The following is a 13,753-nucleotide window of genomic DNA, read 5'->3' on the forward strand; positions in this document are numbered from 1 at the left end:
TTTCCTATTTTTAAAATGTAAGATCATCAAAATCTTCGAATGATTCATCTGCTTTTTTAGTCTGATTATCTTGTGTAAACATATCCATATTAGAATCAAATGACTCTTTTCCTCTTATAAAAGATGTGGAATAATGTCCAGTAATGCAAACTTCTAAACCCATATTATCTTTTACATAGAATGTAAAGTCTTTATCATTTTTCCAAACATCTTTTATCTTTTGACCATATTGCATGTTGCTTCCATAAGATATATTTGGATCGTTTATTTTGATTTTACAACCATGTCTTCCTAAATATGTTCCAATAAATTTGACTGCATCTAAAGCTTTTTTTATTTCTGTTTCTTCTTTAATTAAATTATATAATATTTCAGATTTATCATTTTTTGATTGATTATAGATATCTTTAGCATATTGCATTAATCCTGTTGATAAAGTTTTTTTAGATTTAAAAAACACATTGCTAGGATAGGTTTTTATGTCTGCAAATACCAATGTTCTAGTATCACTTTCAAGACTAATGCTATTAATAGTAAATTTTCCTTTTATAATTCTAGATTTTCTTAAAATAATAATCACAATTAATAAAATAATTAAAACTGCAAGAATCGGTAAAGACATATAGAAGGCTAATAAAACTTTATCCGTTACTTTAACTGCAAATGAAGTATCAACACGATTACCTAAATTATCCTCATAAGTTACTGTTACATTAGCAGAGCCCCAATCATTTCCAATCATTTCTAAACCTTTATCAGTTAGCTTTACAGCTACATTATCATTATTTGATATAGCGTCAACGACTTTAAAGCCTACATGATCCGGATCTTCAATCACATTTTTCAAAGTACTCACTGATATCGTTTTCGATACTGATTGTTTAAAGGTTTTATCAAGTACTTGTTTACCAATTTTATTAGCTGCTTTATTGTTTATTGTGATTGGCTGCTGGTTAGTTATGATTTCAAAACTATCAACTAATTTAAAAGACTCGGATTCAACACTTATTTCAACACTATATGTAGCCACATGGTCAAATTTAACTTTCCCTGTTAAATAACCATCAAGATAATTTAATTTAACTTCTTTACTTTCTTTCGTATCTTTAGCAGTAATGATTGCAACAGCATTTAAATTTGCATATGTTTTTGATGTTACAACATCTTTATTATCTTGTTGGATAATCGATTTTATTGTAGCTTCTTGACCGTTATTTAACTCTTTGATTTCTTTTCCTTTACTATCTAGAATACTGCTTTTTAAAGTATATTCATAGTAAGGAATATACTTAGCAATGATTTTAGCCGGATCACTTGTTTTAATTGTATATACTCCAGTTTCTGGTTCATATAACTTGATAACAGCACTATATTTGTACTTAAACAATTTAGCATTACTATTTTTAAAACTGATTTCTTTTCCGTCTGGACCAATTAATTTAATCTTATTATCAGAGATTTCTTTATCACTAATAATATTAATATTTGCTTCTTTGACATTTGGAGCAATCTCAATTTTATTATCTACAATTGAAACTATTTTTGATTCCATCAATTCAGCAATTACAAGATTGAAATAATCATTAATAGACTTTGCGTCTGTTTTAGTAGTGATACGATTTGCTGAATCCGCGATAGCAACACTGTCTAATTTTTGATAGGGAGTATCGCTAATATTAGCCATTTCACTACCATAACCAATACAATATATTTGAATTCCGGTATTTTTAGCGATAACTAGAGCATCACTTAATCGCTCGTCACTTTCTTTTTCTTTACCTTTTTCATAACCAAAGTCATTTTTACCATCAGAAAAAACTAAAATAGCATGAGTTCTTCCATCATTTTCATCAAACATTTCAACAGCATCACTCACAGCATTTCCTAAATCTGTATCACCAGTATATTCAACACCATCGATCCATTCAGTTGCTGATTTTGTCTGCTTTTCATTTGAAAGGCTTGTAAGTCTATCTTTCCATTTTGCACGACTGCGATTGAATGTTATTACATTAGCCCGACTATTAGAGGGCATCATGGTAATTAATGTCTTAGCAGCCTCTTTCATTAAACCATCAGGATCATTTTTCTTCATCGACCCTGATTGATCTAGTACTAAAACAACATCTAGCTGCTTATTTACTATATCCTGGAATGCCAAGATAGGATAAATTGTCATTGATAATATCATAGAAACTATCAAAAATATGCTTATTTTCTTTTTCACTTTTTTCCCTCCTATCTTATATATTTAATGATCATTGTCGTATTACAAATTGCCTCAATAAAAATTAAGAGTAATAATAATTTAAGATATTGTTTTTTCAGTGGGGTTTTATAAAATCTAACATAGGGAAGATTAACATCAATGATACCCTTCTTTTTTCTTAACTTTCCTTTACCTGCTCTTTCAATTCTAATTTCATAAAAATTATATTTGCGACTAACCTTTTTGATCAAAGGTATATAAATATTTTTACGGTGCTTAACCTTTGCAATTTGTTGTGGTAAAGATTGTTCTTTACTTTTACGCCAATCATCACAAAACTGCTCATATAAAGTTAAAACTTTGTTATGATGCTTATAAACATGATCATATTTTATTTTTACAAAAATCAAATAATACAGACCATATATATAATAGCAATCTAAATAGATAAAATACCCAATCAACAAAAGTACAGCTATTCCTAAATAGCTATGACCACTAAATACTTGACTAGCAGAATACATAGCTTCAGGATCATTTGAAAAAAACTGCCAAATATGAGTTATGATATTATAAAATTGTGCTTCATGCATAATTTTAAATAATAGAAAGTTATAAATAATAAATTGGATACTCGTTTTAATAAGATGATATGATGCACCATTGTTTACTGTTTGATAACGATTAATTGCGTCACAAACGCCATTTTGCCAATACTTTAAATAATGATTTTGTAATGCTTCAAAATTTTCAACTACTTTTTTTTGATTATCAGATAGTTTATTATCAAAACGAATCTTTGCTTGCTTTACATCATGTTCAATAGGATTATCTAAAATATACTGATATGGAACGGTATAACAGTTTCTTTCTTTATCCCAAACTTTAATAAAATAATAGTTAATATTTCCAGTTTCTACACCTTTATTTTTAGCTTCTAATACATCATATTGATAATTAAAAGGATTGTTTTCAAACAATTTAATTAATTCACTATATTCATTTATCAAATCATAATAAAATATATTTTTCTTTTTAATCTTATACAATAACGATTCCAACAATTCTTGAGCTTTAAGAGAATTAAATTGATAATCATCACAATGACTTAAAAACCACTCTATATGCTTTAAATCTTTTAAATCATTCAATGAGACCTCATATAAATATTCCATTACTAATCCCTCACTATTTAAAGAAGCCTCCTAAACCTTTTTTCTTAGTTTTACATTGTTTTACAAATAAGCAAACTTCTTCATTTTCATCATCTTTATATAACTCAACAATTTCTTTAATATTTTCTGGAGCTTTAATTTGCAGCTCTTTAGCTACATACGATCCAGAAATTTCAATTGGCTGGAATTCCTTAAAATAATAATCTAATACCCTTTTAATATGACGATCACCTATATCAAGCAAATATTTAAAATGTTGAACTGATAGTAATTTTAAAGCATATAAATATTCTATATTATCTTTAACAACTAATGATATCTTTGTTGGAAACAAAACAAATTCTAAAATCATTTCCAATTCTGTTGCTAACATTTTTTTTCTATTCATCCCAAATAATACTTCAATTTTATCTTCTGTTTTTAAAAAACCTTGAAAATAGTATTTTTGTAATATTTTATAACTACTTAAAACATCTGTTTTATTAGTTATCGTAAATATTCTAGCTTTTCTTTCTTCCAACAAAATATTAAGTTTAGATTGAATCAATGTTTTAGATTCTTGATAAACTTTACTATCTAAATCATTTTTGATTTCATCAATGAAATGTTCATATTCAACTAATTCCCTTTGTGATAAAGTCTCTTTGTTTAAACAATCAGTAAGCCGTTTCTCAAGATAAGAATTCAATATATTTGTATTTTCAATAAAAATAATTTCTTTTTTTAAAGATAATATTTTTATATAGAACTCTTTTAAAGAAAGTTTTTGTAAATTTTTAAATGTAGTTATAGTTTGCTTTGCTTCCTCATTAATAAACTGTGTTAATTTAATCTCTATTTTATTTAATAAAATATTTATGTTTTTAATAATTTCTATTAATAATAATTTTATTTGTTGTGAACCAATATCAACCTTTTCTAAACTATTGACTTCAGTCTCAAGAATTTTTTTATATGTAATAATATCTTTAGCTTCATTATAATTTAAATTCCTGATTTTACATTTTAATTGGCTTTCATACCATTGATAAAATCTTATTTTATCAATACAAATATCATCCAAGTAATCAGCAAAACGAATTACTTTTATTGCCTTAGAAGATAAGCTATCAATTTTTTCATTATACAAATTAAGTACTTTATCAAATAAGTAGTCATTATAATATTCATTGCTAACTTTAGCCTGAATAATTTCAATCATCAATTCATATAAAGGCCCTTTTCTAAAACTATTTTGGTCAACATAAGCAATCCATTCTGGCAATAGTTTTTCCTGGACTCCATGCTGCCATTTTTCTAAATTAGAGAAATATGTAACACAATCATCAATTTTTAAACGACCGTTTTTAGCAAGTTTACTTAGATTTTCAAAATGTGCAAGACGTTCTTTTTGACCTAGTGAAGATACTAAATATGTTGCATAATTAAGATATTTACTATCAACAGTATTAGTAAGAGCTGCTATGTCTATAGCATCTAATTTTATAAATGTATTATCAATATTTCTTAACTCATCAAGAGCATATAAAACAAATGAAACACGCCCACTTTCATTTACTCCTTCTTTTCCATAAGTTACAAAACCATGTCTTTTTCTGAGTTCATAAGGTAAATAGTGATAAATTGAAGCTAAGATTTCTCTTGAACGGTGATTATATTCGTCTCCTTTAACATCAACAATGATTTTAGTTTTTTTATTACTTTTAACATTATTCATAAAAGTTGCTAGAATGGTGATTAACTGCTCATCATTTAAACTAACACTATTTAAAGGAATACTTGTAAATTGATAATTATCTATACTGTGTTGATAATAATTATTTATTTCGTGATCTTTAATAAAATTATAATTAAATATTTCAAAAAAATGCTCTTTAAAAAAATCCTCATCAACATCCTTAATTAAAGTATGAAAATAATAACTAGGTGTCGTAAGCGTACTCATATGTCCTGCTTTACTAACGATTAAATGATTCTTTGACAACTCATTATTTAAATTGCTTACTACATAAGTTAGTGCTTCAGGTTCATTGGCAATTGAAGAGTATGCTTCACTGCAGCTAACAAAATCATATTTTAAATAGGTTTCTAATAACACCTTTTCTACACTGGTACTTAAAGCTAAAGATTTACTAATTGTCCGATAATTAATACCATCATTTGCGTATAATAACTGCATTTTATTACCTCCTATCTTTAACTTGATTAGGATAATAGAAAATTTTATGATTTTCTTCAGCTTTAACTAATACATTTTCAAGCTCTTGATAAGTTTCTATTTTTAGACCAAACATTTTTTTACGTTGTTTTAATACTAATTCCTCTTTATATACAGGAATAATTCCTAACACTGCCAATGTCCATAAAAATGGTCCTTCAATCATTGACGGTGTTGGCAAATTACTATTATTATCTTTATCAGCAAAAGGATTATCTACTGAAAAACCATAAGAAGCAACTGCTAAAGGTGTAAAACTACCAAATATATTTTCAATAGTAGCAGGAATAGCTGGAGTTAAATTTAAATAATTAAATGATCTTTCAATAAACCAACGCATATTGTCATAAAACAATTCGCCTTTATCATTGACCCATGGTGATTGAATATTTTTTTGCTTTAAATACTGTATCGGATAATTTGATGAGATAAAAGGATTAAAACCGGGATTAAAAATACCATATTCCTCAGTAGCTTCATCACTTCGGGTAATTAATACTGCAGTTGGTATCTTCTTAGTCATTTGGATTGCCTGCATCGTTTTTTCAATATTAGCAAAAGCTTCCATAATATTAATATTTACTTGATCAGCTGTTGCTACAATATGTTTTTTAGCAATTTGTGAAGGAGCAATACAAAGCCAGATCATATCTGCTGATTTAATAATTTCTCTTTGAGCAGTTATGAAATCAGCACCTGATTCATCACCAATTGCATCATCATAAACTTCTCCAGGCATGTCGATAAATGTAAAAATATAATTTTTACCATTATTTACTTTAAAAGTCATTGAAAACAACGGTACTGCTTCTTTATTATCAGCAGAAGTATCTCTAATTACTGGGGTTTTATTTATTTTTTTACCGTATACATATGGTTCTAATAAATCTGCTTTAAATGCTTTCCAGCCATCACCAGAATAAGCAATATTAATTAATACGTCCTGGTCATAGCCTAAACAATCTACCCCATCACCTTCACGCATGATGCTTGCAAGTAATGCTGCTAAATAAGCAGTTTTTCCAACTCGGGCAGTTCCAGCTAATCCAATTATAATTTCTTTATATCTTCCTGAATGTCCGTATAGTTCTTTTCCACAAGGGAAACCATCTTTTCCTTTACAAACAAATTTAGAGATATTCTTAGTTTTTTTATCATCAAATTTAACTTCTAATTTATTTGCAAAAGTATTTCCCTGATCATCATTTTGCATTTTCACAATCACATCAAAAGCAACGATTCTTGCTCCTTTATTATTATTAACACGATAAGCTACTTCTTGTATTTTCTCTGCCAATTCATCAAGATCAGTTTCTTTAGATTTAGCCATAAAATAAGTTAAATTTTCATATTCAATTCCAATATTATTAGCTAAAACATTTATCGTTGTTTGTGGTGTATTTGCAATTTTAATTAATTGTTCGCCTAGTTTATCAGTCGTAAAAATAAAAGTACCTTTATATGTATCTTCACTTGTCCTTGCAAAATCATATTCATTTATTAAGTCTTCTAAAGTTAAATATAAACACAAATTTAATCCTGTTAGATCAAACCATTCTTCACTAGCTCCAAAATGTCGGTTTTTCATTTTTTCTAGTGCAATATTAATAAGATCACCAAAATCAAATGCCAACTGACTTGCATCCATTACTTTCCCGCATCTTGAACAATGTACCTTATGTAGTGCCATAGTTTTACCTCCTTGATTATTGTAGTAAATATTACTGCTTAATATATGTTGAATTATCTAAAAATTTCCGAAAATTTTTCTAAATATGTCTGCAATATTGGTAATCAGATCATTTATAAAAATTAAAATATCATTTAGTAAATTTCCAATCACAGGCACCATTCTAAAGCCTTCCATACTTATTTTGTAGGCGATGTATAATAAAACAACTGTAACTATAATAGCGATTATTTTAAAAATAGGGTCATAATTGATTTTTTTTAATTCTTGAGCTTTGATTATCTCTTTGATTGAATCCATACTCTTCTCCTTAAATGTATAATTCTTTTTTATCAACAATCTCTTCAATTAATTCTTTTTCCTTTTTAAATATATTTTTATTCACTGTAACTTTTTTAGCTTTTAGACATCCTAAATTGGCTAATGTCCAAAGAAAAGGTAATTCAATCATTGAAGGCCTAAGTTTATTGTTTTTAGAAACAATAGTTGTAACATCAAAACCATAAGATGCTATTGCAAACATTGTATATCCTTCAAAAATATCTTCTATACTAGCTTCAAAGCCAATCATTTTTTTCACAAATACTCTTGTTTCTTCAACGTATGCCATCGTTTTAGTAACATTTAATGCATTATGTTCCATCAAATATTCATTTAAAACATCTATATCTGGTTTAAACAACATTGGATAATCATTTTGTAATAAGTCACATTGACTTAAAATAATACAGGCAGGAAGCTTTTTTGAATATAGATTATTTAATGTTGTAATCAGATTAGATAATTGATCATTATTATCTTTTTTTAATATCGGGTTATTTTTATTATGATAGCGGTTAATGATCATTGCCGGTTCTATAAAATACCAAAGCATATCAGCACTTTTTAAAATATGTCGTTTTTCACCAATAAGATCCTGGGCTTCATCACTATCAAGAGCATAGATTTCACCAGGTATATCAACAAATACAAAATTAAAATCTTTTTTATTAATCTTTACAGAAATATATACAAGAGATGTTTTGTCCAACTCTTTTATTTCTGTTTTACTGATTGCTTTACCGCTTTCATAATCATTAATGATATGATCATAAATATTATTTTGATTATCGTCTGTCAGTGAAATTGAAATAAAGTCATTATCATTATATTTTTTTAACTGATGAAGTAACGAAGCTATGTATACGGTTTTACCAGTTTGAGGTAAACCTGCTAACCCAATAATAAATTCATGATGATAACCAGCTTGGTGATCAAATCTTTGCGCACAATTAGGACAAACACGCTCATATTCTTCAAATAGCTCATCATTGATCATATATCTAATGCCAATAGGAATTTCATTACCAAGGTCATCACGGTCAAAAATAAACTGGAACGGTACACTTGTAATAACGTCATTTACATGGTAATTGGACAAGGTGTTGATCAGTATTTCAATTTCGTTCATTTTTTCATTTGGTATTTTATGGTTTGATGATATAGTTTCATAAATATTATTATATAACTGAGTATTTCGCTGACTATTTTTCATTTCTGTAAATGTAGTAGGTTTCATTAAAAATTCTAATTGTTTGATTACTTGCCCTACCGTTAAAAATAGTTCACTTGTTTTATTATGATCAAGTTTAAAGCGCAGTTCCTGGCAAACATCACGAATCGTATAATAAAATTTTAAATCTAAATTTACTAGTGGTTTCCATATATTATTTTCTTGCTGTTTAATTACTCTACCAAAGATCTTACTGAAGTTGAAAGCAACTAAATCAGCACTAGTATCTTCTCCACATTTAGTACAATACATTTTATTATATTTAATTTGTCTTATTTTACCCATATCGTTCAACCCCATCTTAATGCTTATAAAATATATCTATATTATATCATAGCCCCGTATTCAAGAATATCTTTTTATTGTTTTTTCATGGTTATTAGTCAAATATCTACCATCAATAAAAGGCCTATATTCTATTGATTATTTTCTTATTTGCTTTCTTTAATTTAGTTTTTGCCCAATTTTCCAAGGCCTACTTAATGTTATTTATCAAAATAGTTTTTATTTCTAATTTTAAATTTGTAGCTGTTAATATTGTTTTTAGCAGTTCATCTTTAAAATATTGATACTTTCTAACAGTCCAACAGATAATTACTTTTTTCTGTAATTTCTTTAAAATATTTAAAGAATTTTTTTATTTTAGTTATATGAGTTATTTTTATTACTGCTAAAACAGGAAACAAAAATATTCTATCTAAGTTTAATAGCTTTTTATGAATATGAAAATTGAAAAGATTTAATAACTCTATTATAGATATAATCGAGTAGGAGAAAATAAATAAATTTCTTATTTATTTTCGACCTCTCACACCACCGGGCAAGCCGTTCGGCACACGGCGGTTCAAATCTATTCTAAATATGTTTTAACTGATATTGCTCTAGTAGCAATACTAGACCATTATATTTTAGTACTTCATTTCTTAATGCATACTGTACTGATATGCTCGTCGCTATCCTTGCATATCCTTTTCATGTATATGCTGTCGCTATTGCGTGATTCTTACTAACACCCAGTTTCATCATCATCTTGATTCTCTTTTGGGGTGTTTTCCATTGTTTCCATATGCACATTCTTATCCTAAATCGTAGCCAACTATCTATTTGCTTACACTTCATTTTGAAATTTCCTATCCTATAGTAGTTTACCCATCCTATTATCATATTGACTTTTAGTCCTAGTTTGTTTTCTATAAACTTTGATACGTTCCTCATAACTCTATCCGCTGCTTTTGATGAATGCACCAATATAATACTGTCATTTGCATATCTTACAAACTTAAGTCCTCTTGTTTCTAGTTCCTTATCTAGTTCATTAAGCACTACGTTACTTAGTAGTGGCGATAAACTTCCTCCCTGAGGTGTCCCTATGACAGATTCCTTATATTCATTATCTATCATGATTCCACTCACCAAAAATTTCCTTATAAGTGATACGACTTCTCCATTTTTGACATTCTTCATATCCAAAGTGATAAGTTTGTCATGATGGACATTATCAAAGAACCTGCACTATTGCCTGTTGTATAAACTCTATCAATGACTGTTGGAATCCCTAAGTTTCTTGTTCCACCGTTGTCCTTGGGTATCTCTATTCTTCTTACAGGACTTGGTTTGTACTTTCTTGTCCTTATTTCTTCCCTTATGATATCTAGATTTTCTTCAAGATATCCTTTAAGTTCACTAATAGTCATACCATCAATACCAGGTGCTCCTTTATTTCTTTTGACCTGTTTATATGCTTACATAATGTTTTCTTCACTAAGCATATTTTCTAATAATGTGTTATCAGTTTTCAATATTCGTTACCTCCATTTCTTTGCTTATTCATGCACTAACTTTGCATTTTCATCCGTTCTTTGTCTACTCATGGCACTAGTTTTCCTCATATTCCAAGATCATACATGAATACAAATTCAATTTTAATAACTGATAGATTTGTTCAGTCCTTCACTCCATTACCATTACAGTAACTTCCTTGCTACTACGACCTCGGCTGACTTCTTGTGATTCGCTGCTACTAGGATATCATTATCCATCACAAGACCTCCCGGGATAAGGTCATATCTCTTTCCCTCCATATTTACATATAACAGTCCTATTCCGCAACCTCTTATGACTTTGTGTTGTTTTGCACACTCGTCCCCGTTATATGCCTGATATGATTCGTGTTCCTCGGACCGGAGTTTTGCCTCCATCTTCTTTCAAATTCCACCTCACGATGGACACCCTTGATATTGGCTAGTGGTTGGCAGTTGCGACGTCGCCCCCACAGTGGACTTTCACCACCTAGATATATGCCAGCATACAAAAAGACTAAGAATTAGGTACTATTCTTAGTCATCTATAATATTTTAAATATACGTGCAATGCTCATAACTTTATTATATCTTTCTAGAGTTCTAAATTATCAAAAACACTTAAAATATACTCATTTTAATATTTTTCTTCTATATTTTGATTCCTCTTTATCTTTCCATTCTTTAAAAACTTCTAACATTCTAACTTCTTCTTCATCACTATAACCTAAAAAAAGTATAGAATCAATATTCTCTTCATTAAAATATATCATACCTTTCATACTAAATCCACTAGGATATCTACATCCAACATAGTCATAAAGGTATTCTTCATCATTTAATTTTAAAATTGCATTTCTTCCTATGATCATTACTTTTTGCGTACCACCCTTTAAATACAAAATAGTTCCTAAAGTATTCATATCATTAATCTCTCCCTTTAATTGATTTAATGTTATAATTTTTTGGTAAAATAGATGATGTACCAAAAACTATATACGAAAACAAAAATACTGCTAATAATCCAAATGGGTTAGATTGGATAACAGCAAAATAAAAACCGCCTCCAATAAATAACAATACACATACAAATAAAGCCAAAATCATTTTAAAAAAATATATAAACTTATCTATTTTACTAGAAAATTCAATTTTTATTTCTGTATCAAATACTATTTCACCTAAAAGTTTTGCTAATTCTTGTTTATCTTTTCTTTTATTTATTAAACACAAGATAAACCCCATTATTAAAAATATAAAAAACAAAATAAAATTAATTTCACTTGCAATATTCCATTTAATATTTAATATTTGTTCTCCAAAAATCGAAGCTAAAAAAGCACTAATTAATATTGTCATAAATAAATTTTTGTTCACAGAACCATCAATAAATTTATCATTTTCTAATATACATAATTCACGATTATTTAATTGATGACTTTTTTTAGAAAAAAACCACATTAATACAGATGTATATCCATTTAAAAAACCACTTCGTAAATCCACCAAATAATAATTATCTTTTTCTTGCGTTAAACAATACCGTTGTTTTTTGCTATATTTTAACATTTTCTCTCTCCCTTAATCAAATGGATTTATGAACGATACAAAATCGCTCACACCCTCTCCAATATCTGACAACTTCTCACCACACCAGTCTAATCCTTCTTCAATTCCTTCGCCAATATCTGATAATCTCTCGCCACACCAATCAATAGAAGAATCAATAAAAGAGCCAGCTTCATCAAGAAAACTTCTAAGACCTAAAAAATCATTATCATAAATCAGATCATAAACCCCTGTTGCAAAAACACTTCCTACAAAACCAATTCCAATTGCTGCCCAGCCAACAGGCCCTCCTGCAATGGCTACAGCTGCTGCAGCTCCTCCAATTCCAGCACCTAACGAGCCTAAATTATGTGTGATTCCTTGTCCAATTGTTTTTCCATCATTTGTGACATCATCCCATGTTCCCAAACCTACTGATGCAAAACCTAAAAAAAGTCCGAATCCTTTTGAAAATTTAATAATTGATGATCCTGCGTCTTTTAATTTCCCTGATAAAATTAGTCCATTACCTATATTGCTATTATTGTACATCAGAAAAGAAGCTGCTCCTTCTGGCCCTTCAATAATAAATGGTTTTAATAAATCATCTATCACTTTGCCCATAGTCATTATTTGGATTCCAGATTGCTTAATTAAATCATTTATAACGCCTAATCCATCCTCTACCGAATTATAATATTGGTTTATATAATTCGTTATATTATTAATTACATTAGGAGGAACAGGTTTATCTGGATACAACTTTGCTAAATAAATAAAAGCTTGTATATCCAACTCTGATAAATCCTTTTTGGTTCCTAATTTATCCATTATTTCATTAAAATCATCTGTACCAAAAAGAATTTTTAACTTTTCGTTATAAAACAATTCATCCCTTTTTATAATAAATGATTTTAATAAAGTTGTTTCAACACCAATATGAGTTGGTGAAATAATTGATATTAATGTATTTATATTTGAATTATGATTTTCAATTATATCATAGAGTTTATTAAAGACTTTTGAATACGAACAATCTATTTTATCTACATTTTTTAAAATTTGGTTTAATTTATATTCTCCAATGTTATGTTTATCCATCATTGTTTCATGATAATGATTTAAATCCTTTATATTATCTTTAATATTTAATTCTTCTGTTAAAAAGGTATCATCAAACCAATCAAATAAATTCCATGTATCATTTGTATTTTTAGCTATACCTCTTAAATTATCCAATGATGATTGAGAAAAGTCTCTTATTATCCCTTTCATTTGTTTGCTCTCCCTATTTCAATGATGCTGCATATGATTCATCAAATTCTAAAAAGCTTCTTTTTGACTGTTGAACAAATTTTAAAGTTTCGTCAATTAAGTTTGTTAATGATTGGTCAACAGAGCTCAATAATTCAATTAATTTTTTTTCAGAATCAATAGCAAATCCTTTAGAAATTTGTAAAGATAGTTTATTTAAATCAAACTTTTCATCTTTTAATTTATTTAAACAATCAATAATATTATTTAATTCATCTTGATTTACTTTAATATGTACAGTAGACATG

At 28.0% G+C, this 13,753-nt stretch carries 13 protein-coding genes; all 13 read right to left on the reverse strand.

From position 1 onward, the window contains the following. Positions 1–10: 10 nt before the first annotated feature. On the reverse strand, positions 11–2,227 hold the full coding sequence (locus ACLR9T_RS01665) for a vWA domain-containing protein (protein ID WP_413107797.1): 2,217 nt from the start codon (positions 2,225–2,227) through the stop codon (positions 11–13). 11 nt (positions 2,228–2,238) lie between these two features. Then, positions 2,239–3,384 (reverse strand): hypothetical protein, encoded by a 1,146-nt coding sequence (locus tag ACLR9T_RS01670; RefSeq protein WP_413107798.1) that lies wholly within the window; start codon positions 3,382–3,384, stop codon positions 2,239–2,241. 13 nt (positions 3,385–3,397) lie between these two features. Then, entirely contained in the window at positions 3,398–5,563 is a 2,166-nt protein-coding gene (locus ACLR9T_RS01675; protein ID WP_413107799.1) for a hypothetical protein, read from the reverse strand. A gap of 4 nt (positions 5,564–5,567) precedes the next feature. Then, on the reverse strand, positions 5,568–7,292 hold the full coding sequence (locus ACLR9T_RS01680; protein ID WP_413107800.1) for a TRAFAC clade GTPase domain-containing protein: 1,725 nt from the start codon (positions 7,290–7,292) through the stop codon (positions 5,568–5,570). Positions 7,293–7,349: 57 nt separating this feature from the next. Continuing rightward, positions 7,350–7,592, reverse strand: coding sequence for a hypothetical protein (locus tag ACLR9T_RS01685; protein WP_413107801.1), 243 nt, complete (start codon positions 7,590–7,592; stop codon positions 7,350–7,352). Positions 7,593–7,602: 10 nt separating this feature from the next. Next, positions 7,603–9,129, reverse strand: a complete 1,527-nt coding sequence (locus ACLR9T_RS01690; protein WP_413107802.1) for a TRAFAC clade GTPase domain-containing protein — start codon at positions 9,127–9,129, stop codon at positions 7,603–7,605. A gap of 687 nt (positions 9,130–9,816) precedes the next feature. Continuing rightward, positions 9,817–10,308 (reverse strand): reverse transcriptase domain-containing protein, encoded by a 492-nt coding sequence (locus tag ACLR9T_RS01695; RefSeq protein ID WP_413107803.1) that lies wholly within the window; start codon positions 10,306–10,308, stop codon positions 9,817–9,819. Beyond that, positions 10,305–10,538 carry a hypothetical protein gene (locus tag ACLR9T_RS01700; RefSeq protein ID WP_413107804.1) on the reverse strand — a complete coding sequence of 78 codons (234 nt, stop codon included), beginning with the start codon at positions 10,536–10,538 and terminating at the stop codon, positions 10,305–10,307. The genes ACLR9T_RS01695 and ACLR9T_RS01700 overlap by 4 nt, the downstream gene beginning before the upstream one ends. Positions 10,539–10,808: 270 nt before the next feature. Continuing rightward, positions 10,809–11,042 (reverse strand): hypothetical protein, encoded by a 234-nt coding sequence (locus ACLR9T_RS01705; RefSeq protein ID WP_413107805.1) that lies wholly within the window; start codon positions 11,040–11,042, stop codon positions 10,809–10,811. A gap of 233 nt (positions 11,043–11,275) precedes the next feature. Continuing rightward, positions 11,276–11,566, reverse strand: a complete 291-nt coding sequence (locus ACLR9T_RS01710; protein WP_413107806.1) for a DUF4176 domain-containing protein — start codon at positions 11,564–11,566, stop codon at positions 11,276–11,278. Between the two features lie 4 nt (positions 11,567–11,570). Further along, positions 11,571–12,212 carry a DUF443 family protein gene (locus tag ACLR9T_RS01715; protein WP_413107807.1) on the reverse strand — a complete coding sequence of 214 codons (642 nt, stop codon included), beginning with the start codon at positions 12,210–12,212 and terminating at the stop codon, positions 11,571–11,573. A gap of 12 nt (positions 12,213–12,224) precedes the next feature. Continuing rightward, positions 12,225–13,466, reverse strand: a complete 1,242-nt coding sequence (locus ACLR9T_RS01720; RefSeq protein WP_413107808.1) for a hypothetical protein — start codon at positions 13,464–13,466, stop codon at positions 12,225–12,227. A 13-nt stretch (positions 13,467–13,479) separates the two neighbouring features. Beyond that, complete coding sequence (locus ACLR9T_RS01725) at positions 13,480–13,752, reverse strand: hypothetical protein (RefSeq protein WP_413107809.1); 273 nt, start codon at positions 13,750–13,752, stop codon at positions 13,480–13,482. Position 13,753: the final 1 nt, after the last annotated feature.

The organism is Thomasclavelia sp. (genome assembly GCF_047249845.1).
Lineage (GTDB): Bacteria > Bacillota_I > Bacilli_A > Erysipelotrichales > Coprobacillaceae > Thomasclavelia.

Coding starts and splice junctions, on each gene's coding strand:
- ACLR9T_RS01680 (WP_413107800.1), bottom strand. CDS start 7,292: ATGGCACTACATAAGGTACATTGTTCAAGATGCGGGAAAGTAATGGAT.
- ACLR9T_RS01670 (WP_413107798.1), bottom strand. CDS start 3,384: ATGGAATATTTATATGAGGTCTCATTGAATGATTTAAAAGATTTAAAG.
- ACLR9T_RS01705 (WP_413107805.1), bottom strand. CDS start 11,042: ATGGAGGCAAAACTCCGGTCCGAGGAACACGAATCATATCAGGCATAT.
- ACLR9T_RS01695 (WP_413107803.1), bottom strand. CDS start 10,308: ATGAAGAATGTCAAAAATGGAGAAGTCGTATCACTTATAAGGAAATTT.
- ACLR9T_RS01725 (WP_413107809.1), bottom strand. CDS start 13,752: ATGTCTACTGTACATATTAAAGTAAATCAAGATGAATTAAATAATATT.
- ACLR9T_RS01715 (WP_413107807.1), bottom strand. CDS start 12,212: ATGTTAAAATATAGCAAAAAACAACGGTATTGTTTAACGCAAGAAAAA.
- ACLR9T_RS01690 (WP_413107802.1), bottom strand. CDS start 9,129: ATGGGTAAAATAAGACAAATTAAATATAATAAAATGTATTGTACTAAA.
- ACLR9T_RS01710 (WP_413107806.1), bottom strand. CDS start 11,566: ATGAATACTTTAGGAACTATTTTGTATTTAAAGGGTGGTACGCAAAAA.
- ACLR9T_RS01720 (WP_413107808.1), bottom strand. CDS start 13,466: ATGAAAGGGATAATAAGAGACTTTTCTCAATCATCATTGGATAATTTA.
- ACLR9T_RS01685 (WP_413107801.1), bottom strand. CDS start 7,592: ATGGATTCAATCAAAGAGATAATCAAAGCTCAAGAATTAAAAAAAATC.
- ACLR9T_RS01675 (WP_413107799.1), bottom strand. CDS start 5,563: ATGCAGTTATTATACGCAAATGATGGTATTAATTATCGGACAATTAGT.
- ACLR9T_RS01700 (WP_413107804.1), bottom strand. CDS start 10,538: ATGACTATTAGTGAACTTAAAGGATATCTTGAAGAAAATCTAGATATC.